This is a genomic window from Mesonia aestuariivivens (assembly GCF_019311235.1).
GTDB lineage: Bacteria > Bacteroidota > Bacteroidia > Flavobacteriales > Flavobacteriaceae > Mesonia > Mesonia aestuariivivens.
Window position 1 is genome coordinate 104981 of the sequence record NZ_JAHWDF010000008.1, and the last position, 23742, is coordinate 128722.

Annotated in this window: 20 protein-coding genes and 1 tRNA gene; 2 read left to right on the forward strand and 19 right to left on the reverse strand. The window is 31.6% G+C overall.

The genetic code is table 11. From position 1 onward, the window contains the following. Nucleotides 1-29: 29 nt before the first annotated feature. From KW502_RS09030 to KW502_RS09065, 8 genes are all read right to left on the reverse strand, one after another. Nucleotides 30-338 (reverse strand): DUF4286 family protein, encoded by a 309-nt coding sequence (locus KW502_RS09030; RefSeq protein WP_219040228.1) that lies wholly within the window; start codon nucleotides 336-338, stop codon nucleotides 30-32. Between the two features lie 28 nt (nucleotides 339-366). Continuing rightward, the gene (locus KW502_RS09035; RefSeq protein WP_255554189.1) at nucleotides 367-2094 is read right to left on the reverse strand and encodes a tetratricopeptide repeat protein; all 1728 of its coding nucleotides are present in this window, start codon (nucleotides 2092-2094) and stop codon (nucleotides 367-369) included. 116 nt (nucleotides 2095-2210) lie between these two features. Beyond that, the gene (serS, locus tag KW502_RS09040; RefSeq protein WP_219040230.1) at nucleotides 2211-3482 is read right to left on the reverse strand and encodes a serine--tRNA ligase; all 1272 of its coding nucleotides are present in this window, start codon (nucleotides 3480-3482) and stop codon (nucleotides 2211-2213) included. A 54-nt stretch (nucleotides 3483-3536) separates the two neighbouring features. Beyond that, nucleotides 3537-4856 carry an HTTM domain-containing protein gene (locus tag KW502_RS09045; RefSeq protein WP_219040231.1) on the reverse strand — a complete coding sequence of 440 codons (1320 nt, stop codon included), beginning with the start codon at nucleotides 4854-4856 and terminating at the stop codon, nucleotides 3537-3539. Nucleotide 4857: 1 nt separating this feature from the next. After that, nucleotides 4858-5778 carry a bifunctional riboflavin kinase/FAD synthetase gene (locus KW502_RS09050; RefSeq protein ID WP_369412521.1) on the reverse strand — a complete coding sequence of 307 codons (921 nt, stop codon included), beginning with the start codon at nucleotides 5776-5778 and terminating at the stop codon, nucleotides 4858-4860. A gap of 52 nt (nucleotides 5779-5830) precedes the next feature. Continuing rightward, nucleotides 5831-6454, reverse strand: a complete 624-nt coding sequence (gene pth / locus KW502_RS09055; RefSeq protein ID WP_219040232.1) for an aminoacyl-tRNA hydrolase — start codon at nucleotides 6452-6454, stop codon at nucleotides 5831-5833. 76 nt (nucleotides 6455-6530) lie between these two features. Further along, on the reverse strand, nucleotides 6531-7175 hold the full coding sequence (locus KW502_RS09060; protein WP_219040233.1) for a 50S ribosomal protein L25/general stress protein Ctc: 645 nt from the start codon (nucleotides 7173-7175) through the stop codon (nucleotides 6531-6533). Between the two features lie 30 nt (nucleotides 7176-7205). Then, a complete protein-coding gene (locus tag KW502_RS09065) occupies nucleotides 7206-8147 on the reverse strand; it encodes a ribose-phosphate pyrophosphokinase (RefSeq protein WP_219040234.1) in 942 nt (313 codons plus the stop codon). A 145-nt stretch (nucleotides 8148-8292) separates the two neighbouring features. Between KW502_RS09065 and KW502_RS09070 the strand changes: the two genes are divergently transcribed. Further along, a tRNA-Leu gene (locus tag KW502_RS09070) sits at nucleotides 8293-8374 on the forward strand. A gap of 221 nt (nucleotides 8375-8595) precedes the next feature. Here KW502_RS09070 and KW502_RS15380 read toward each other — a convergent pair. The 8 genes from KW502_RS15380 to KW502_RS09100 all read right to left on the reverse strand — a co-directional run bounded on the left by KW502_RS15380 (nucleotide 8596) and on the right by KW502_RS09100 (nucleotide 19119). Beyond that, nucleotides 8596-8835: a GIY-YIG nuclease family protein gene (locus KW502_RS15380; protein ID WP_369412522.1), complete on the reverse strand. Its 240-nt coding sequence runs from the start codon at nucleotides 8833-8835 to the stop codon at nucleotides 8596-8598. 105 nt (nucleotides 8836-8940) lie between these two features. After that, complete coding sequence (locus KW502_RS15385) at nucleotides 8941-9126, reverse strand: hypothetical protein (RefSeq protein WP_255554190.1); 186 nt, start codon at nucleotides 9124-9126, stop codon at nucleotides 8941-8943. Further along, entirely contained in the window at nucleotides 9086-9376 is a 291-nt protein-coding gene (locus KW502_RS15390) for a hypothetical protein (RefSeq protein WP_255554191.1), read from the reverse strand. Before KW502_RS15390 ends, KW502_RS15385 begins: the two co-directional genes overlap by 41 nt. Before the next feature lie 391 nt (nucleotides 9377-9767). Beyond that, nucleotides 9768-10124, reverse strand: a complete 357-nt coding sequence (locus KW502_RS09080) for a hypothetical protein (RefSeq protein WP_219040235.1) — start codon at nucleotides 10122-10124, stop codon at nucleotides 9768-9770. A 1138-nt stretch (nucleotides 10125-11262) separates the two neighbouring features. Then, the gene (locus KW502_RS09085) at nucleotides 11263-11541 is read right to left on the reverse strand and encodes a hypothetical protein (RefSeq protein WP_219040236.1); all 279 of its coding nucleotides are present in this window, start codon (nucleotides 11539-11541) and stop codon (nucleotides 11263-11265) included. 3 nt (nucleotides 11542-11544) lie between these two features. Then, on the reverse strand, nucleotides 11545-17904 hold the full coding sequence (locus KW502_RS09090; protein ID WP_219040237.1) for an RHS repeat-associated core domain-containing protein: 6360 nt from the start codon (nucleotides 17902-17904) through the stop codon (nucleotides 11545-11547). Between the two features lie 3 nt (nucleotides 17905-17907). Further along, nucleotides 17908-18339 (reverse strand): T9SS type A sorting domain-containing protein, encoded by a 432-nt coding sequence (locus KW502_RS09095; protein ID WP_219040238.1) that lies wholly within the window; start codon nucleotides 18337-18339, stop codon nucleotides 17908-17910. A gap of 177 nt (nucleotides 18340-18516) precedes the next feature. Further along, entirely contained in the window at nucleotides 18517-19119 is a 603-nt protein-coding gene (locus tag KW502_RS09100; protein ID WP_219040239.1) for a hypothetical protein, read from the reverse strand. A 1276-nt stretch (nucleotides 19120-20395) separates the two neighbouring features. Here KW502_RS09100 and KW502_RS09105 point away from each other — a divergent pair. Next, a complete protein-coding gene (locus KW502_RS09105; protein ID WP_255554192.1) occupies nucleotides 20396-21574 on the forward strand; it encodes an IS256 family transposase in 1179 nt (392 codons plus the stop codon). Nucleotides 21575-21643: 69 nt separating this feature from the next. Here KW502_RS09105 and KW502_RS09110 read toward each other — a convergent pair whose 3' ends face one another. The 3 genes from KW502_RS09110 to KW502_RS09120 all read right to left on the reverse strand — a co-directional run bounded on the left by KW502_RS09110 (nucleotide 21644) and on the right by KW502_RS09120 (nucleotide 23684). Continuing rightward, nucleotides 21644-22135: a hypothetical protein gene (locus KW502_RS09110; protein WP_219040240.1), complete on the reverse strand. Its 492-nt coding sequence runs from the start codon at nucleotides 22133-22135 to the stop codon at nucleotides 21644-21646. A gap of 123 nt (nucleotides 22136-22258) precedes the next feature. Continuing rightward, nucleotides 22259-23179 (reverse strand): DUF5712 family protein, encoded by a 921-nt coding sequence (locus KW502_RS09115; protein WP_219040241.1) that lies wholly within the window; start codon nucleotides 23177-23179, stop codon nucleotides 22259-22261. Then, nucleotides 23169-23684: a BfmA/BtgA family mobilization protein gene (locus KW502_RS09120; protein WP_219040242.1), complete on the reverse strand. Its 516-nt coding sequence runs from the start codon at nucleotides 23682-23684 to the stop codon at nucleotides 23169-23171. Before KW502_RS09120 ends, KW502_RS09115 begins: the two co-directional genes overlap by 11 nt. Nucleotides 23685-23742: the final 58 nt, after the last annotated feature.

The following is a 23742-nucleotide window of genomic DNA, read 5'->3' on the forward strand; positions in this document are numbered from 1 at the left end:
GTTTTAAATACAGGATTGAGAATTGTAGATTATTGCTCAGAAATCACTTCTAATTCGGTTCTAAAAAATACAGTCTTATCTTTAAAACGCTGAGCTTCTTTTCTTAACTTTTCTGCATCTTCTTCGTAATAACGTTGCAACGTGGCTTTATTTTCTGCTTTGTATTGTATAGAATAGGTAACGCCTCCCATTGGTTCTTCTACCAACACTTTGGTCATTATTGCATTTTTAAATTTACCTGTTGCTAACATTTGCGGAATGTGCTCTTGCTGCATCCAAGTAAGCCATTCGCTGTGCACTTCTTCACTTACATTTATGGTTACATTGTAAATAATCATAGTTTTATTTTTAAGCTGCAAAATTGCATTATTCTAGTTGATCGCCACGCAATATGCGGTATTTTTTTCGGGCTTCGACAAAGAAAATACTATCAGAAAAGTTAAAAATAATCTGCTCGTAGTTTTCTTTGGCTTTTTCGGGTAGATTGAGTTGCTTTCTATAAAGTTCAGCTAAAAAGTAATGTGCATCATCGGCTAAAATATCATCGCTGAAAAATTGTATCATTTGACGATAATTTTCTTCTGCTTTTTTATATTGGCCTAACTTTTCTAAAAGTTGGGCTTTTCTAAAGAGCGCTTCATCTTCTATTTTCTCTCCTTTATGCTGAAGTAAAATTGTATCTAAGACATGTAATGCTTTTTCACCTTTTTGCTGAAACGTATATAAATCTGCTTTGGCAAATAGTTTTAAAGCCGTTTGAGTTGAATCTTCTAATGAATTATCTGTAATCATTAAATTTAACTGCAACGCATCGTTGGCAATTAATTGACTGGTAGCTGCTTTTAAAACCTTTAACTGCGTTTGCGCCCATTTAAAATCTCCTTTATAATAGCTGGTTTTTGCCACCTTAAAGGTTGCTTCTTGCGCCAGCTCATGATTAGGAACCAAGTTTTGCACTTGACTGTAATAAATTAAAGCTTGATTAAATTTTTCTTCTAACACTAAAATATCTGCTAACACCATTTTAGTTCTAGCTTCTTCAAATCGGTTTATTCGCTCGTCTAAAAGACTTATTAATACTGCTCTAGCAGCTTCTTGATCGTTTTTGTTAAAAGCTAAAAACTTTGCATATTGCAATTGCAAACCAAGTGTGGTTCTATCTCTACCATATTGCTGAAAAACCTCTTGAAACCTTTTATTTACTTCTTCGTATTCTTTTTTTGAATTAGTTTGCGCTACTTGTATCGCTAAAATTAACTCATAAGCTCGAAGTTTCTGACTTTCAATCGCGGCGTTTTCGATGGTATAATTCAAAATTTCCTTGGCGATTTCTTTTTCTTCATTTTGACTAGCAATTTCTGCCAATTCAGTGATTTTATTCAAGCTTTTTTCTGAAGAGCGTTGATAAACCGCTTTCTCTTGGATAAATGCTTTTTTATAATCTTTTTGCTGAATAAATAACCAACTTAACATTTCGTTATAAAACAAATCTGGCGCTTGCTGAATTCGTTTTAATAATATATTTTTTAATAATTGATTAGCTTCATTTTCTGCATCTTCAGTAATATATTCAGAGAAATTTCTATTAACGGCATAAAAATAATTTGGCTTCTCTTTAATGAGATCGAGATAGGTACCAAACATTTCTTCTAGCTTTCCCTGTTCTCCATAAATTTTTGCTAATTGAATAATGTAATTAGCATTAGATTGTTTTTCTATTCCTTTTTGGTAAGACAAAGCGGCTTGGTCTAGCAAATTATATTTTTGAAAAGCATTCCCTATAGAATAAGCAAAACCAGGAATTTCGATAACTTTTTCTATTGCTAATTGATAATATTCTTCAGCTTTATCTTGATTTTTTTGCAACTGAAAATTGTAACCAATTTCTACCAATAAATTAGGATAAACTTGAGTTTCATTAGAAAATTCTGACAAATATTTTCCTGCTTCTTCGTATTCTTGAAGCTCTTGCAAACTTGCCACGACTCCCATTAAATATGCATAACTACCGCTGCTTTTTTTAAAAAGTTTTTGGTAAACGGCCTTCGACTTTTCATATTCACCTTGTTCAAAATAGTTATCAGCTATTTTCATTGTTTGAGAAAACAGCGAGCAGCTTGAAGCAAAAACGAAAAAGAGTATAATTAAAAAACGCATTTAGCTAAAATAGTAAATGCGTTTATAAATATGTATTTTTAATATGATTTATATTAATTAATCATATCGAAACCGGTGTAAGGCACCAATACTTCAGGTACTTTTATCCCTTCTGCGGTTTGGTAATTTTCCATAATACCTGCCATTACACGAGGTAAGGCCAAAGAGCTCCCATTTAATGTATGTACAAGTTCTTTCTTACCTTCTTTATTTTTGTAACGCACTTTTAAACGGTTAGATTGAAAGGCTTCAAAGTTTGAAACTGAAGAAATTTCTAACCAGCGATCTTGTGCGGTAGAAAAAACTTCGAAATCAAAAGTTAAGGCAGAGGTAAATCCTAAATCACCGCCGCAAAGTCTTAATACTCGATATGGTAATTTTAATTCTTTTAAAATCTCTTTTACGTGATCTACCATTTTATCTAGAGTTTCGTAAGAGTCTTCTGGTTTTACCAAATTCACTAATTCTACTTTATCAAACTGATGTAAACGGTTTAAACCACGAACGTGCGCACCATAAGAACCTGCTTCTCTTCTAAAACAAGGCGTAAATGCCGTACAACTAATTGGTAATTGCTTTTCTTCTAGTAAATCGCCTCTAAACATATTGGTTAGCGGAACTTCTGAAGTCGGGATCAAGTACAAATCGTCATTTTGAATATGATACATTTGTCCTTCTTTATCGGGCAACTGTCCTGTACCATAACCAGATTCTTCATTTACCACTAATGGCACTTGATATTCGGTATAACCGGCAGCAATATTTTTATCTAAAAAATAAGTAATTAAAGCACGCTGCAATCTAGCTCCTTTACCTTTATAGACTGGAAAACCAGCTCCTGTGATTTTATTTCCTAATTCAAAATCAATCAGGTCGTATTTCTTAGCGAGTTCCCAATGCGGTAAACTTCCTTCTGCTAATACTGGAATATCGCCTTCTTTATAGATTTCTTCGTTATCTTCTTCATCTTTTCCTGCAGGAACTGATGGGTGTGGAATATTAGGAATGGTATATAAAAGCTGATTTAATTGTTCTGAAACTGAATTTAGCTTTTCACTTAATTCTTTTGATTTTTCTTTTAAATCGCCGGTTTGCTCTTTTACTTTATTGGCTTTTTCATGTTCGCCAGATTTAAATAACAACCCAATCTCTTTGGAAAGTCTATTAGATTCTGCTAACGTATTATCTAGCTCTGCTTGCGTAGATTTTCTTTCTTCGTCTAAGGTAATTGCTTGCTCTAAAACAGTTTCGGCTTCAAAATTTCTCTTTTTTAAAGCTTGCACGTAAACCTCTTTGTTTTCTCTAATGTGAGCTACTTGTAACATTGGGTTAAAATTTTCTATTTAATTAAAGAATCAAAGTTAATTATTTCGTTTTAACTAATCTTCATCTTCGTGAAGTAAAATCCAATCATTATGAAAGAAATAATTCCATTGGGCTTCAGCCATATTAACCTTAGGGTCGATGAGTTGTTGTTTTTCTTTATGATTAACTCTTACATAAGCATTTACATAAATTTCAACATCTTCTCCTTTCTTAGCGTATTCTTCTTTTAAACGTTGAGAAAACTGCCAAATTACATCGGGTTTTGTAGAGGCTTGTCTAGTTTGTTTTCTACTCAGGTAATCGCTTTTTCTTACGTAATTAATTTCTCCTGTTGTTTTATTCACAATTTTATAAGTTGCTGTACCGCTCTTGCTACGTAACATCATACGCCAACTCATACGGTGGCCTTCTTCTGTCCATAAAACATCTCCTTTTATCGCCCAATGTCTTAATGGCATTAAAATTTGAAATGGAAACCAAACGCAAAAAATACCAATAAGCAAGTTTCTATGCTCTGGCACTACAACTTCTCCATCACTATAATATTCTTTTTTGTATAAAAAACGACGATGTACTAATTCTGGTGAAAAGAAGAACAAACAAAAAGCTAGAGATAAATAGGGGAAAATACCTATTCTAAATACAAAACTATTAAAGAGGTGAAAGAAAATTGCGATACAAAACATAGGAAACCTTGTTTTTCTATACAGCAACAACGGGACAATTAATAAATCGAATAATATCCCGAAATATAAAATAACATAATGCGTCCATTTTTGCTGAAGAATTTCTCCTACTAGCCAATAGTCTTTCTTACTTTTCATGAGCATTGCCGGCACTTCACCACTTAGCCAATCGGGATAAAATTTTGCTACAGAGGCGTAGGTATAAACAATCCATAACTGAAAAATAATAAATAAAACCACCCAACGCGGCATAGAAATTTTACGAAGTTTTGGGTTTAATTTTGCATCTACAGAAGCATAGGTACTTGCAGGCACTAACATCATAAACACCAAAATGATAATAAGCAAGTAGTAATGGTTATTATAACTAGATTTTTGCATAAGATAAACGCAAGTCCACATTAAGGTATATCCAGAAATACTCCATTTATATTTATATCCAATGGTCACCAACAAACCAAAAAAGCCCATGATTCCGTAATAAATATACATGCCATTACCTGGAAGTGGCTGTAGAAAATCGAAACCAATAAAATTAAAGGTAAACTGAGGCTCTATAAGTGTTCTTCTAATCCAACCTGTAAAAATAGCACCCCATGCTTCAGCAGTAATTAACAATCCAAAAATAATTCTAAATACGATTAAAGAACTATTATCTACTCGTTGAAACAACCACTTATTTAGCACCTTATTTAGTTTTTAATTGATGTATATATTTTTCTGAAAACTCTTGATCTTCTTTCATTGCTTCAATTAAGTTTTTCACTCCTCCAAACTTTTTTTCTTCACGAATGCGCTTAAGCATTTCTATTTGAATTTCTTTTCCGTAGAGATTTTTATCTAAATTGAAAAAATAAGTTTCTATTGTTTTTTCTGAACCACCTACAGTGGGATTATAACCAATATTCATCATTCCAAAAACTTCTTCACTATCAATATGAGCTTTCACAACATAGACTCCGTTTTTAGGGATAAGCTTATATTTTTCTATAATCTTTAAATTTGCCGTTGGAAAACCTAAATCTTTACCTAAACCTTTACCTTTTACTATTTTTCCTGTTAGCAAAAAGTGACTGCTTAAGTATTTATTGGCTTTTTCTATTTCTCCCTCTTTAAGCGCCTTTCTAATTTTAGTAGAACTTACTGCTACTTCATCTACATCTTGCTTAGAAATTTCTTCAACTTCAAAACCATATTCTTCTCCGTATTTTTTAAGATCTTCAATATCGGCGTTTCTATTTCTTCCAAAACGATGATCATAGCCTATGATTACTTTTTTTGCATTTAGCTTTTTCACCAATATCTGTTCAATATATTCTTGAGCAGATAATCTTGAAAAATCGTAAGTAAATGGGTATACATATAAATGATCTATCCCTGTATGTTGTAAAATTTGTTTACGCTCTTCTATGGTATTAATTAACTCGATACCAACTTCTTTCTGCAATACCATTCTAGGATGCGGAAAAAATGTGAGCACTGCTGACTCTAAAGATGAATTCTCTGCAGACTCTACTAATCTTTTTATGATTTTTTTATGCCCCATATGTACACCATCAAAGGTGCCAATCGTAATGATTTTTGGGGTGTTATTTTCTGAAATTTTCACAAGGATCTCTTAATCTTTATCACAAAGTTACAAGTACTATTGAATAATACTTCTATTTTCCGTTAAATTCGTTCATGGTATTATTGATACCTGCAGTACCAAAAGATTTAATTGCTTTGGCAGATATTTTAAGACGTTCAGGCATCTGTTTGCGCTCTTCTTCATCCCACTCTCCTAAAACATAATCAATTTGATTTCCTTTAGAAAATTGATCGCTTATACCAAATCTAAATCTATTATATTTTGAAGTATTTAGTTGCGCTTGAATATCTTTTAACCCATTATGCCCGCCATCGCTTCCTTTGGTCTTTATACGAATTGTACCAAAAGATAAATTTAGATCATCGGTTACAATCATTAAATTATCTGGTGAGATTTTTTCTTTCTGCACCCAGTAATTTACCGCTTTACCACTTAAATTCATAAACGTAGAGGGTTTGATGAGCACAAATATTCTGCCTTTAAATTTAAATTCGGCTCGGTCTGCCAATTTTACGGTTTCAAAAGAAACATTTTCTTCTTCAGCTAATTGATCTAGCACCTTAAAACCTATATTATGCCTTGTCTCTTCATATTTAGGACCAATATTACCTAAGCCTACAATTAAAAACTTTTTCATAGAATCTGTTTTCTCTATTTTTTTATTATTTAAAATTTTACCGAAAAAGGCTAACATCTTTTATGTTTTCAGTAAAAATAAAAAAGCATCTTGATAAATATCAAGATGCTTTAATAAAATATTTGCTTACTTACTATCCGTCGTTAGAAGCTGCAGCTGCACCTTCGTCATGAGTTTCTGTAGAAGGAACATCTCCAGGAGCAACATCATCTTCATCGTCGTCGATTGCAACCACGTTACGAGATGTTTTAACCTGACAAATTACTGTATTGTCTGGGTGAAGAATTGTGTAATCATCACTTTTAACAGCAGTAACGTATAACTTGTTACCAATTTTAAGTGGTGTTACATCTGCAATAATATAGTCTGGCAATTTATCTGCTAGCCCTTTTACCTTCATTCTACGTAAGTTAAAACGTAAAACCCCTCCGTTTTTAACACCTTTAGGAATACCTTCAGCGTGAACAGGAATTTCCATAGAAATTTCTTGATCTTCACCAAACTCATAAAAATCCATGTGTAAGATTTCATCAGTTACTGGGTGAAATTGTATGTCTTGAAGAACAGCATTATGTTTAACGCCATCAAACTCTAACACTACTGTGTGTACATCTGCTGTGTAAATTAAGCTGTTAAAAGACACTTCTGGTGCTGAAAAGTGAATGGCTTGCTCTCCTCCGTATAATACGCAAGGAACCTCTCCAGCATTACGTAAGGCTTTTGTTGCTTTCTTGCCTACGCTTTCTCTTTTAGATCCATTGATCGTAATTGACTTCATTTATAAATATATATAGATTAATAAAAAAATTTACATTAAAAACTTTGAACTTATTGAGGTATTCTCGTGTACGCTTTTCATCACATCTGCAAACAAATCTGCACAAGAAACTACTTTTATTTTTTCACAATTCTGTCTTAGCGGAATTGAATCTGTAACGATTAACTCTTCTAATTTTGAATTTTGAATGCGTTCGTAAGCATCTCCAGATAAAACGGGATGCGTACAAATTGCTCTTACGCTTATTGCGCCACGCTCCATCATCACATCTGCAGCTTTGGTTAGCGTTCCGGCAGTATCTACCATATCATCAACCAAGACTACATTTTTACCGGTTACATCACCAATTAATTCCATGTGAGAAATTACATTAGCTTTTTCTCTTTGTTTGTAACAAATTACCACATCACTTTCTAAGGCTTTAGAATACGCATAAGCTCTTTTAGAACCTCCCATATCTGGTGAAGCAATCGTTAAATTGTCTAAATTTAATGCTCTTAAATGGGGTAAAAATACTGTTGAAGCAAACAAATGATCTACAGGACGCTCAAAAAATCCTTGAATTTGATCAGCATGCAGATCCATTGTAATAATACGTGTTGCTCCCGCAGTCTCCAACATTTTAGCAATTAATTTTGCTGCAATAGGCACTCTAGGCTTATCTTTTCTATCTTGTCGTGCCCACCCAAAATAAGGCATTACAGCCGTAATATGTCTTGCCGATGCTCTTTTTGCTGCATCTAGCATTAATAACATTTCCATTAAGTGGTCGCTACCAGGATGGGTAGAACCTACGATAAAAACTCTTGATCCACGAATAGACTCTTCAAAAGAGGGTTGAAACTCTCCGTCGCTGTAGGTTGAAGTAATTACATTACCTAAAGGTATTCCGTAATTAGATGCAATTTTACGAGCTAATTCTGTACTTTGAGAACAAGCGAAAAGTTTTACATCTGTCATTGCTGAGGCCATATCAAAATAAAGTTGTGTAAACGAAAGGTTTACGATTTTTTAAAATGAGCTGCAAATTTATAAATTTATTTTCAGCAGCGTAGTAATATTCTTACTTATTTTTGCGAATGTTTAAATTAATTTTTTAATTTTGCATCTCCAAATTGCTCAAGTGGCGGAACTGGTAGACGCGCTGGATTCAAAATCCAGTTTCTTCGGAAGTGCGGGTTCGATTCCCGCCTTGAGTACAAAAAAAGCCTGTAAATCGTTGATTTTACAGGCTTTTTAAATTTAAGGGGATACAAAAAGGACAACAATATTATTAGTTTTTCTTATCTATTCTTTCATTTTGAAAATTATAATGATAATTGATAATTTCACCAGTATTAAATAAACCTATTGCTCTTTAAATGATTGGATAAGGAACTACAAACCATTCTCTTGGAGTTATTCTATTTTTATTTTTATCTTAAATATCTATTTGCAGTTGTGCTTGGCTAAAAAAACAGTGGATTAAATTTTCAAACTTTTGTGTGTTTACATTAACACATTTAAAAGTTGCTACTACTACTTCTGCATTTAGACAGGTAGCTTCATTTCTAGCATTCATAACTCTTTTTTGAACGGGTACTGTAGAGAAACCTATTTTATATAAATTGTTAAGTTTACTTATTTTTGGGTGGGTCGATTTAGATTTCAATACATAAATCCAGCCTGTTTCCTTATCATCTTCTTCTAACTGTTCTACATTTGTAAATAGCTCTTTCTCGCTGTCTTTATCTAAATCTGTTACTAATTTAACATTAGTATATAATTATTTTGCTAAAGATCTATAAAGCATATTGCTATACGTGCCATTATCAAAAATAGTTCTTGTTCTTACATCTTTTCTAACCCTGTCTCCTAATTCCCTAACGGCCTCTGAAATAACACCTACTTCTAAATACAATAAAACACCATCAAGAATATAGTATTTTCCTTCTTTTAAATTTTTCTGCATTTTTAAAGGATTTTAAACTACGCAAACCTAATTTAATTTCTTGGTGTACTCTTTTAAACTGCTTATCATATTTTTCAAATTCAGATTCTGACATTGCTTTACGTTGCGCCACAAAATCGGTTTCTTTTTTATCTTTTGGGGTATGTTTAAAATCGAAAATATTTGTACCTTCTTCATCATCTGCTAACAAACCAAAATCATCATCTTCTAAAATATCGGCTACGGATTCGATTTTTTTAGTTTCAAACAATAAATTATGCCTATCAACACACTTTAATGCAAATTTCTTTTATCATTCTCTCTAAATCCTTTTAAACGCAAGTACAAACGCATTTCTGATATACCATTACTTTGTTCTGGTTCTCTTTCTTTTTCATCTACAAAAGCATTGATTTCTTCAAAAGATTCAATTAAAAGTTGATCTGTAGATTTTACGTTCGATTGCTTAGAAGTATCTTTTAAAATACCTAAATCGTCATCTTCAAAAATATCTTCTATGCTTAACTTATCTTTAGATATTTTGTTTTTGTTTACGCTTTAATTCTTTTAAGAAAATAACTGCTTCTGCCATTCCCTTTTATTTTGGCTCTAAAGGTTTAATATCTGGGTTTTTTCCTGTTTTTTGCACCCAAGCTTTTATTTTAGGCCACAAGATAATAGCTTCTTCTTCCGTCATTCGAATTCTGGACACATCTATGGTTTCTTGGATAGTTCTTAAAAACAGGCGCTGTTACTGATTTGGATAATATTTCAAATGCTTTTTGGAACGGGTTTACACTATCTATTAAATCTATGTGTATTTCATCTATATTCACAAAAGTATCTGCCATTTTGATAAAACGTCTATCGCCTTGTTCTTCTATACTTCCATTTTTAATAACAGAATCTACTACAATATGTTGTCTTTCTTCTTCTACTTCAGTTAACAAAATAGGAATACTATCCCCTCTAAAATAAGAACCCGTCATTGCTACAATATGAGCGGTTGACTTTGCCATTATAGAATTTAGAAACCCTCCGATCTATTTGACCCTTCAGCAGATACGTAATGAAATTCATCTATAGCAATTATTGTATCATTAAAATACTTTTCTTCTATGACATCAAAAGCAAAACGAAGTGTAACGTGTCTACAAATAAGAATTTCTTCTTCACTATACATAAAATTAATGAAGGCATCTACTTTTGATTTTTCACCGCCAAGCGTACAAAGATTATATTTAGGGCTTAGCTGCCAATCTTCAAAAAATCGTGTTTTTTAATTATGTTGGCGCAAAAGAACTACCAATAGAACGTTCAGGCCCGCTACAATTACTTTTTAATATCTTGGTTGCAGTTTATCTAAGCCAAGAAACATTAATTCTCTAGATTTATCTAATGCAAGAGGAGCTTTTATTAATAAATATTGTGGCTGTTCTTGCTTCAAATGCTCTTTCTTGCATTTCTCGCATTCCTAGCGCATTTTTTTTCTCTTTTCTGTCTGTTTATAATTGACTTTTACTAAATCTGGCATTTTTTTATTAGAAAATAATTATAAAAACAAACAACTTCAATAAAATCAATGGTTTAGCCTATTTTATTGAAGTTGTTTATTTTTTTGAACCCATAATATCTATAATTTCATTCTTAACAAGTTTGTAAACAGTTTTCTGCAATTCTTTTAGATATATTTCTGGTATTCTTATTTCAGACATTTTACTTTCTCCATTATATCTTAAATCTTCAACTCCTATAAATGATTTGTCTACCCTATGAATTTGCCAAACATACACAAGTCTCTGCTAATGATTTTAAATCTGCACTCTTTTTTAAAAATTGACCAAAACATATCATTACTAAACCCCTTTCGGTTAAACCTATTCTCAAATTTGATTTTTTTTAAAAGGTCTCAGGATGTATTAAAATTGAGAATCTCGCCTAAAATAACGAGGATATCTTTTAGCTCCTCTACTTATTTAATTGAAAATCAATATTTTTAATTCCTTCCTCAATAATTAATACCCCTTGTAGCTTTTCATTTACTGTAATAAAATCTTTTAGATTGTTTATATCCTTATAATCCAATCCTGCTGTCCCTATTCAGGAACTTTTTAAAAATTTTAATTAATCACTTATATATGAATGAATTAAATTAAGCTATTGGTATAGTTTTGTTTCAATTATTTGACATTCGTTTTTACTAATTTTAATTTTTGCACTGTTACCCCGCACGTTATCATTTTTCGGAGAATAAATAATAATAAATTCATTAGTTGATTCCTTTATTTCCCTTTTTAAAAGATTTAAATCAAGGCCTTCTTTTTTTAGAATAGAATTAGCATACTTTCCTGCGGTAATCGAATTACATACATTAAAATGAAACCTTTCCCGTGTTTTACAAGAAATTAATAATAAAAGCAATAATAATTTTTTCATAAATCAGTTAATTAAGGCAAAGGGATTATGAAAATAGGGATATACATGAAATAAATTAGATTTATACAAATTGGTGGGGCTCCCTCCAAATGATGGATGCAGAAACCACACATTTTTTCTACCTATTACATATGAAGGGTCTATTGCTGCGTTAATATCGGTAGGGCTATGGGATTCTATCCAATTACCTCCTAGGTTTGGATGGGTATGAAACTCACCAATTGTATTTGAAGGTCTTTTAGTCGGTTGTATGAAATTTTTTCCTGATCTCTCTGTCCACATTTCAATGGAACCATCGTCTAATATCCATCCACCATATTCCTCTCCTCTAGCAAATGACTTCTGAGAAGCATAGCTTATTTTGCTGAATTGTTTAAATGTTAATTTTCCACCAGTATTTTTATAACTCGAGTAAGCAATTCTCTGTTGAACATGATTTAAAGCTAAAGAAATGGCACCACCAATAATTCCAGATTTTATAATATCTCCTAAATTATCTCCTTCTATCATAGCATTAAAGGCACTAGATGAAAAGCCTCCTGAGAATGCTCCACCTATTCCTCCTATATATGATCCTACGGCTCCACCTATTAAACCTGAAACTCCTCCTTTCCAAAAACCTTCAAATACATTTTCACCCTGAAGTATGGCAAATCCAGCACCTGAAATAGCCCCACCTACAGTCCCTCCTACTGCTGTTGCCATTAAGCCTCCAAAACCAACAGTTGAACTGGCCCCTATACTCGTAGCGACCATTGCTCCGGCTCCAGTGGAAAGTCCTCCAATTAATGCCCCACCTAATATACCTACATATGTACCAGAGCTAGACCAGTCCCATTTAGTAGGGTTGTAAGAGCGGTTTACAATAGACCCTCCAAAATAAGCTCCTACAGCAGCTCCAATTATTATAGCAGCAATTATAAATTCACCATTTGGATCACTATATTTTAAAGGATTATTCCACACATACCCGAACCTGTTAAAACTTTGCGTATTATATGGATCTTGAATATAGTTGTCAGGTGATAGAAAGCGATGTGTGTGAGGATCGTATACCCGCCCATTCATATGAATTAAACCTACTCCAAAAAAATGCTCGTGCCCGGTATACCCCCGACTCAATAAAGTATTTTGATGAGTAAACTCTGTATTTCCTGAACTGTCTTGGTATTTACTTATTTCTCCCCAAGCATTATAATGCCTTTTCTCTACTATTTCTCCTTCAGAATTAGAGATTGCTATTATACTTCCTAAATAATCTCTATGTAAATAATGATAATTTTTATAACTGGGAGTGGATGATCGTCTTTTTTTTACATGTATTACCGGTGCACTATATTCATCACCGCCAATATAAGTAATAGCTTTCATTCCATTTATTTCTACGGGAATGATAGAGGAATAGTATTTAAAATTTTCTCTATCATTTAAATTTTCACTTAGCCCACCATAATAGGCTTGCGTTCTATTACCTAAGGGCCCATAAATAAAATTAACACGCCCCTTGCCTTCTTCAAAAATCTCTACTGGTTTCTTAAAGGCATTATAGGTGATTTCCTGAAGGGGGTGCTGCTGGTAATACAAATCCCCTTGATTATTTAACAAAATTTTCGAAGCCTGATAGGTACTTGTATTATATTTATAATTACCTATTTGAGAATTAGTGATAATTCTACCCTTATCATCATAACTATTATAAAAGCTTTCATCTCCAGATATTGTGGTTAAACGGTCTAAATCATCATAAGAAAAATGTTCTTCCCAGTTAAAAATATGATTTTTTCTTTGTAATAGGTTTCCAGTTTGGTGATCAAATTCATATTCCAATTTCAAACCCTCATTTGATAGGGCATTTTCATCTATTAATTGGGTCAGAAAATTATTGTTATCATAGAATCTTTTTTTTATGAATCCATTTCCGAGTTTTATTTCTTTAGATGGGCCTTTCGCCGTTACAGTAGATAATTTCCATAATGATTGGTTAGAATTAAAATCTTTAATTTCTACCAAATCTCCAGATATATCGTAAACATTTTTTATTTTTACTACTACATGACCAACGGGTATACTGCTGGTAGTATATATTTCATTAACTATCTGCCCCTTATTGTTATACGAAATATCTTTACTAAATTCTGCAAAGGGGGTTTGTTCTGAAACTTCAATAAGTCGGTTGTATTGGTCATATATATAAGAGTATGCATAATACTCGCCCCCAAAACTCATCGCATCAAGGCCATCGATCGAACTTAGTAATTTTGTATCTGGATCATAAGAATAATCTAACATTAAGTCGGTCTCTTCTCCAACAATTTGTTTAAAAATTACTTTCCCAGTACTATCATATTCATAAGTGGTAGTGCCTCGAGGAGTAGTTTCTGTTAAAATATCTCCAAAAAGGTTATAGGAATAAGAATATGTCCCAGCAGATGGATCTACCATCTGAGTTTTTCTACCCCATCCATCTCGGGAAATGGTGATGGTATGTCCTGCGTAATTGGAAGATTTTAGCTCTCCATTTCCATAGTAACTATAATTAATAGTACCTCCAGAGTCTTGTACCTGTTTAATGTTTCCTTCTGTGTCGGTAGTGGTAATTTTTATTTTTGTGCCATCATCAACCGTTGTTCTCAGACCGTTATAACTGGTTTGGATTGTTTTTCCTGTGAATAAGCTATTTTGAATAGGTCTTCCATATATATCGTATTCGGAGGTATTCCATTGAGAGGGAGAACTCCCAAAATAAGGTTCACTTTCATTAATAAGCCTTCCCAAGTCATTATATTTATAGGAGATTGCCCTCCAGTTGGAGTTGATTGACAATTCCTTTTGCAAAATTAAATTTCCAAATGCATCAAAATATTCTTTTTTATCTGCCCCTGTTTGAAAATCTGTTTCTTTTAATAAAGTTTGAGTAGCATTAACATTCGAAACAGAATAATTGTAATTTACCGTATTTCCTAAAAAATCTATTTCTTTTATTGATCTTCCCCAGCTATCATATTCTAGGGTAGAAGTACGGTTGGACTCATCGGTTATCGAAATTAGGTTGCCAAAATTATTATAAGTATAATTTTTTTCTAGCCCTTCAATATTTACAGAATTAATTAAAAATATTCCTGTTGAATCATATTCAAAGGATTCTGTTCTAGTTGCTAGTCCTGGTGCACTTAAACTTTTTTCAATAATATTTCCATACCAGTCATATTCATAAGATTTGGTAATTGCTTCAGTGTTATTTCCTTTTTCTTCTATGGTAGATAGGGAGCCATTGCTATTATAGAATAAGTTTTTTTCTGTTGTAAAGGTGTTTCCGTCTAAGGTACTACTTTGGGTTTGTTGTAAAACCCTTCCAACATGATAATTACTACTGATGCTTGGATTGTTAGAATAGTTGTATTGAGTCGATTCCTGTATATCCGGTGTGATCCGAGTTACTTCAATAGGATTAAGGTAATTATCATAACTAAATGTTTTAGTAGAAGTAAAATTCTGAAGGTTGTTTGTGGTTACTACTTGTGAAGGTGAAATTTTAAATACTTTAGTAGCAGATAGATTGCTTTGATAGGTATACGACTCTTTAGTAATGTAAGTAGTATAATAAGGAGAATTTGCTTTGTATTTGTGGATAATAGCTCCTCTTAGTTGAGGGTTGCTAACATTTATATTCCAAATTAAACCACTATTATCACTATACCAATTTGTTTCAGAAAATTCTTTAAAACCAAGGAAACCTAACCCTTTTGCATGAAAAACACCGCCTTTGTAACGATATAGTTTTTTACGGACATAGCCACTTGCTTCTTTTCTTCTATTCTTGACTACTTTTAAATTAGGAGAAATATTTGTATTTATATATGGATAAACCTCTTCGTAATCAACAGCATATGTTTCATCTCCATTTTTTTTAGACAGATTTGAATATTCAATATAATCTATTACACCATTATTTTCAATTCTTTTTAAACTTACATCTCTACGATGATCTCGATTAAACTGAAATCCTAAAACATTATTTGTATTACGAGAATTATGTGGAATTAGATAACCATAACCTAAATTATTTTTCAAATCAGAACTTTGATAAGATATTGATAAACCACCTCTTATGTTTCCTTCTAAATATTTAGTGGTCATATAATGAGAATAGAAGGTAATCTGAGAATTATTAGGTTCTGTTTGGCTCACAAATAACTTCAACTGTTGCTTAGTTTGACCGTTTCTTGTTCCATATAAATGAGACTCTAATTGATTTAGAAGGATATCAGTTCTTCCGTCCCCTGTAAAATCTTGTGCAATATAATTATATTCATAAATTAAAGGATCTGTAATAGAATCATCAATCCAGTTTTTTTTAAAACTCAGCCCGAAGTCCTTTAGATAAGAATTAAAACCACTTCCATTAGAAAATATTAATCTCCAAGAAGATGATCCTTCGGCTATAGGAGTAATAAAATCAGTATTGCCATCGGCATTGAAATCACCTACTAATATTGGATTTTCGATATCAATTGAAGAGCTTGAATACACATAAAGGAGTTCAAGATCACCCTCTGAGTTTATTGTATATGCTCTCACAGAACCATTTTTGAAATGGACAAAATCCGTTTTACCATCTCCATCAATATCAACAGTAAAAAATTTATCCCCTTTTGCTACACCTGTGGATAAAACACCTGATATAGTGAAATTATTAGAAGTAAGATTTTGATTTAAATCAATAAAATATACAGTAGGTGTTTCAGAACCTATAAACTCTTCTACACATCTACAATCCGGTCGTTGTTCATAAGGCTCTCTAATTTCATCACATATAGTTTTATTGTAACCTTTTGAAACTACTAATACATCACTTAATCCATCTCCATTAAAATCACCTGACAAAAATTCTTTTTCTATTTTTCTATTTACTGATGGAGATCTGTATGAACACCCTGAATTATAGCCTGGTTCAATTGGAAAATTAAAGGTTCGTTGATATTGAAAAATTAAGCCATATGCCGCTAAACTATACATATTAAATTCAATCTCAGAATTTGCACTTTTTATTTCTTCAGTAACAGTTGTTATAGCTTGCGGATTTAATAGCTTAGATTGAGAATTTAAAATCTTTGAGGGAAAAACTGTTTCAAAATCACGATCGCCAGTTAAAGAGTAACCAAAAGAAACACCTGAATTAGAGTCAAATAATTCTGTAAATAAATTTAATTTGTTCTTGTCATAGAATATTAAATCCATTTTACCATCACCATTAAATTCTCCGGCAGAGGCCTTACTTGAAGAAGTAATTTGAGGAATAAAGTCTACCGAATTAGTATATTGAGTTAAGTTATTAGGAGTAACATCATAAACTAATCTAACTTCTCTTCTTTCATTATTATGATTGTATTCCCAAATATAAGTTAATCTCTGGTATTGAGAAACTGTTTGACTATAAAAGAGGTCATATTTTCTATAAAGTTCATTATTAACATTAACTTCTACGTTATCTAATATTTCACCTTTCTGAAAGAATGTTCCGCCTATGTATGAATTTGTTTGATTCCTTCTCGTGTTATAATTAAATTTGATTTCTACAGGTGCTGTATTGCTTCCTTTAGCTCCATACATAATCTTACTAATGTATTTCTCTGTTAAACTACCGGTATAACTATAATCAATAGTATTTCCATTTTTATCTATGGTCTTTTTCAAAAGCCATTCCAGTTTGCCCCGGCTATCCATTGAGTTTCCGTAATAAGATTTATTTCCATTGGGGTAATGTACTATAAAATAAAGAGGACCATGTTGTGATCCACTTGTATGGGTGCCTTTGGCCTGAATTTTTAAATTGGAGTAATTTTCCGTTTGATAAATTGAATTATGGTTGCCGTAGGTGCCACTAACAACCATTAACCTTTGTCCGTTTAGGGTAAATTGATCGTTATCAAATTTAATGTTATTAATAACTCCATTATGGAATTTTGTCTTGCCCGTACGTGAAATAGACGATAATCCTGATATTTGCCAGCCCCAACCGGCAATACCATTACCGGCTTGACTGTTGTAGGTTAAGCCTAAATCTGGTTTAAAATCCCCAATCCCTTTCGGTAAGTCGAATGGGATATGATATATCGCGGCACCTGATGAAGTTACAGAAAGTTCTGCATTGAGCATTCCAGCAGGATTCATAGTGGAGGAAGTAAGTTTAGAAGAGCTTGATGAGGAAGCAAAAGTGGAATGATTGGATAATTGATTCGGTAAAATTATACTATCACCAGTTCCAGTAATATTAGATTCTTCTGAAGGATTATTATTTTGGCTAAATAAAGGATAGTTTAGACATATAATAAAAAGGCCAAAGGATGTAAGTATTTTTTTCATGGGTTAACCCTTTAATATTTTTTTCGTTATTTTTTCGCCACTTTTTAAAGTAAAAACCATTAGGTATTCACCTGCAGAAAGTTGAGCTATATCTATTGTTTGTTGATTACTATTTTTATAAGGTATATAATAAAGCATTTGACCATTCAAATTTTGTATAGAAATACCGGCGATCAAATTTTTTAGATTATTATTTATTTCAAAGTAAACCACTTTTGATGCAGGGTTAGGATAGACAGTGATTGATTGAGTTGATTGTCCTGGATTGTTTTTGTTCTGTATATTTTTGGTTGGAATCCTGTTTAAATAATATTCAGATTCATTTAATGTTGTTTGTGAAGAGAGTATCCTATTTCTATCGCTTCCTTCATTTTCAGAATAGTAGTCATATATTCTTTTGGCTTGGTTTTTTGAATTATCATATTCAAAAGTCAAATAACTATTTTGATTGATTTCTAAAAGATCGGTTATAGTAGGCTGATTCCCATTTAAAGGTTCAATTCTTGGGTTTAAGTAAAAAGCATTCGCCGTGGTTAGAAAATTGGTAGTATTTCTAGGGGCAATATTTCTAGGGGAAACTACTATGACAGAGTTTCCAAATTCTAAATAAGATTAAAAGCTAATGCTATAGTTAGAACTGTTTCTAGTATAATCATTTATACTAGAGACTCGTTTTCCTGTCACACCATCATAAATTCCGCCAAGATTTCTCCTTATACTACTATTTATAGGTGGAAGAACCGGAGCAGATCTATATATATAACCTACTATTAGGTACCATCTATCCTTGATAGGTAAATCACCTAAAAAAAAAGTTGCTACATCGTAGTTGGTAGAACCTTTTCTAAAGTTTTTTATTAGATCTTTTGCACGAATCACCAAATTACCAAAATTATTTGTTTTAACCCATACAGAAAATCTGTAGTCATATAAATCTGAAAGATTTTTATAATTAGTGCCCCAGCCATGTTTACTGGGATTCATAGTGAATGGATTAAATGTATGATCTGTTTTCCAAGAGTTCTTTACAACACCTAAATGATTGCTTTCTAAAGAAACCCTATTGATTGTTCTAGTTCCAAATACTGGATAAATTGCATTAAAATCAGTGTAGTCATAATTTCCCTCTTGCCAATCCGAAGTATCTAAAATATTTTGGGCGTGAAGAAAATTTATCGTAATTATAAATATTAATAATAATAAAAATCTGTTCATTTGATAAATTTTCTGTAAAAATAAAACTTTTATTTTATGTATATAACTTAAGTTAAAATAATTAACAATTATTTTTTAATCCTTTATATATTATCGGTTACATTAAAAATAAGTATTGATTCTATGAACAGGTTTTTAGTGTATATATTTTATAAAAAAACTCTAGCATCAGTTAAAATATAAAAATAATTTTATCGCAGAAAATTTAAACTTATTGCGATTAAACTTAGTCATGCTCGTAACAAAAAGAATAAGTAACAGAAGGTCTTGATATCGATCCGCAAATATTATAAAGTTGGAATTATCAACAGAAAAACCAAAAAAGAAACAGTTTTACTAGTAATGGTAAGAAAAAAGAGTTGTCCAATTTGCGGAAAGAACTTGTTTAGACAAAAGTCAAAAATACTATAAGCATTTTCTCATCGAATATTAAAAAGATAAGTATTCATAAAATCGAAACAAAAGGAGTTTACTTTTTATTTTATATGTTAAATACTAAAAATCAGACACATAATTTATAACAATTGAAAATCTGGACGCTCCACACAACATATAAAACGAGAACAGCTATTGAAAATGATTAACATGCTCAATTGTTAAAGCTCACTAAATCTGGGTGAAAGTTCTTTATTAACTCGTAAAATAAATAAACACAGACTAAAGTCTTTTCAAACAAAAAATTCATTCCTCCCACTCACTCAGAGAACAGTTATCCCGTTTTAGAAAATATACTGAGTAGAATGTTTTAAGCTAAATGAGCTTGTGAAAAATAGATTTCAGATATTACTCATTTCTATACAAAAGAAGACTGGCTTTTTTTAACAATTATACTTGAACTATATAACCACAAGATTATTAGATATTAATTCAGCAAAGGGATGAAACCTATTAAAGTTATCATTAATCATAAAAAGCATATTCATAAAAGTTAATTACTTGGGCAATTCGGTATCTGAGAGTTATCTTAAAATCTTAAAAGTTGAAAGAATTTATCAGACAACATATCTAACAAGAGAAGAAACTAAAATGGATTTATTTTCAACATATTGAATCATGGTATAATCAGTATAAATTAAATTAATCAATTTAAACAATTCCAAATAATAAATTTTTATTCACTTTGTAACTTAACAAAATATATAAAAAATCTAAACAACTGCAAGCATGGCAGTATCTCATAAACTGTTTAAGTTTTAAGATCTCAGATTAATGTTTTGCCTGAGATTTTTTATTTATTAATTTTAAATTTTACACATTTATGTAACCAGAAGATTTATTGAACGAAGATTTTTTTTATCAATTTAAAAACGGAACAGAACTCACTAGCTTTTTAGAACAGCTGCACAAGCGAGGAATCGAGAAGATCCTAGAAGGAGAGCTTGACGCTCATTTAGACTATGACAAGCATAAAAAGAGTAAGTCCACCAACCAAAGAAATGGTTACTCAAAGAAGAAACTAAAGACCACTTTGGGAGAGACAGAGATTGCGGTCCCACGAGATCGGGAGAGCTCATTTAACCCAATGGTCGTAAAGAAAAGAGAAAGCACCACAGCGGGCATTGAAAATATTATTATCTCCCTTTATGCCAAGGGCATGAGCAATAGCGATATTGAAGAACAAATAAGGGAACTCTACGATTTTAATATCTCTACAAGTACAATATCACGGATCACCGATAGGGTGACAGAAGATATAATTGCTTGGAAAAACAGGCCTCTGGAAGCCACTTATTTAATTGTTTGGATGGATGGCATTGTATTTAAAGTTAGAGAGAACTCTAAAGTTGTGAACAAGACCATTTACATTGCAGTTGGTTTAAGAGTCGACGGTAAAAAAGAAGTACTTGGACTGTGGCTGGGAAAGAACGAATCTTCCGCTTTTTGGATGAGTGTCCTTACGGATATCAAAGCAAGAGGCACACAAGACATATTAATAACTGCCACAGATAATTTAAATGGCTTTACAGATACCATTAAAACTATTTTCCCTAATTCTGTTACCCAAATATGTGTTGTGCACCAAATCAGGAACTCTTGTCGTTATGTGGTCTGGAAAGACAAAAAAGAGTTTACAAGGGAGATGAAGCAGATCTATACGGCTCCAACAAAAGAAGCCGCAAAAGCAGCCTTAAAAGATTTTAAGACAAAATGGAACTCTAAATATTCTTACGCTATCAAGAGTTGGGAAAACAACTGGGATGAGCTGACCGTATTTTTTGACTTTCCTATTGAAGTAAGAACTATAATTTACACTACAAACCTTATTGAGAACCTGAATGGAAAAATCAGAAAATACACTAAAAACAAACTTTCATTTCCAACGGATGACGCTGTTATGAAATCTGTGTTTTTAGCTCTTAGGCAAAGCACTAAAAAATGGACAATACCTGTTAGGAATTGGGGAATTATACTCAATCAATTTTTAGCTATATTTGAAAACAGGATTAAACTATAAATAATTTAACCCTGAAATTTTGAACTTACACTCTTTTTAGGATAGTGTGAAGCATATTAAACTTTATACTTAAGAAATTATCAACTCGTCTTCATCAATAAAATTATAAGTTACTTTAGACAAATATTCTTTCTCAAACTTCATATAAAGCTCGTCCCTTGCTTTTTCACTATCTTCTATATTAAGATGCTCTATATCCTGCAATTCTTCTTCATATTCCTGCTCAAATTCATTATTGAGTCTTGTGTAATCTGAAAAGTCAAAAGTTTTCTTGAAGCTATGGTAACGCTTTACTAATTCTAAATAAATAGTTTCCAAACTTTCTTTAGAATTAATTGCATCTTCATCTAAATATTCTAAGTTTTCAATATTTGATAGAACAAATTCAGCAGCCATTGAACCTATTCCTCTATTAGAGGTCCAATTTGGAAATGCTAAATACATAAAATGTATAATTTCTTTATATATTGAAGTTCCAGTATATTCTTCCATTAGCGTATAATAATCTTCGTGAAGATCTCTGTTTTCCATAAAGTCTTCAACATCAGTATAATTAAACATAAGCTTGATTTTTGATTAATAAATTTAATAAAAGTTGATTTTTTACGATCAAAAAAACTGAAGGGAAAAAATTACTTTTAGTTTTTATTTCCCTTTAGTCTTTTTTAAAAATAAATATAATTATTATTTAATTCTATTCTTAGGCACTGAAACTTTTGCCTTTGTTTCTTTTGCTTGTAAATTTCTAGTTGATAAATCTTGTTGGTTGATTTGTTTTAATAGAACTTCTTTTTCTTTTGGTGAGCCATTTTTTAAAATGTTTTGGATTTCAAACCTTTCTAATGCTTTACGTGGATATTTAAAATATTTATCGAAACTATCCTCATTTAAATTGATCCATCTTACTCGATCAAAACCAACTCGATACTTATTCCCTCCTATTGACCTATCAGTTTTTCTCTCTTTAGAAGTAGGTGTAAGTTTTAAACGTTGCGATTTAGATTTTCTACTGACAATTACATGAACGTGAGTATTTAGTCCTGGTTTAATATCTCCACTCTTAAATTTGCCGCTTATAACTTCTTTATCATTTCCTTTAAACTTCCTAAAATGTTCTATTTTGGCGTAATAAACCAAATCTGCTCCAGATTTTAAACCTTTATCTTCTCTGTTGAAATTTTTAGCATAATTAGTCATGACCAATCGGGTATAGTCCATGATCATATCATTATATAATCTATACTGATCTTGATTTAATTGCCAAACATCTTTCACTTCCTCACCATTAGTAACTGTATCAAATATAAAATCTAGCTCTTTTTGACTAAAACTAATCGTTGGGGCGAAATATTTAGAGTCATTTCTTCCTAATTTTTTAATATTATTATCAATAGAACTTATAACTTCATTTGTACTAATTGCTTTTTCTGAATGAGAAAAAAATGATTGCTTTCTATTTTCTATATTTCTTTGATCCTTTAAAGAAGTTTTAGTCTGTAAAAGCTTATCTAAATCTTTATTCTCTTTTTCTAAGTATACAGCAAGCTTTGAGCAACTTCCCATATTTCCTGCTCCTAATGTACTATGGGGTTTGCTAATCGGCATCTTTGAAAATAGAGTTAAATTTAGCTTTAAATCCCGATTTATTTTTTTGATCTAAATACTCGCATATCAGATGTAGTGCTTCTTGTTGTTTCTTGACTTCTACCTCTACTCTATTTATATCTTTAAGTATTGCCTTAAAACCATCACTTAGTTTTTTACTTCTAGCTTCATCGAATTTATTGACCTTTACGATTGCATCCTTAACCCAACCCTGTAAATTATTAAAATTAGTATTCTGATCTTTAGAATATGTAAAGGCTTCATTTCTCATAGGCTTCAAAATATCTCTTTCTTGAACCCTCATAAAAGAGACTATTCTCTTATCTAAAACTTTAATCAATTCTGCAGGATTATCATTAGCGGTTTCTAAAGGATTTATTCCTGTTTTTTTAAAATATAATATCATGGCTTGTACAAAATCGCCATATTTAGCTCCATATACCTTGGAGATTTTCATCAATTCTTTATGATGAAAATCATCTATTATAATACTCTTTTTTTTCATTTTATATTTTTTGTCATTGACAATGAATACCTTAAGACTTCATTTATAATATTTATAT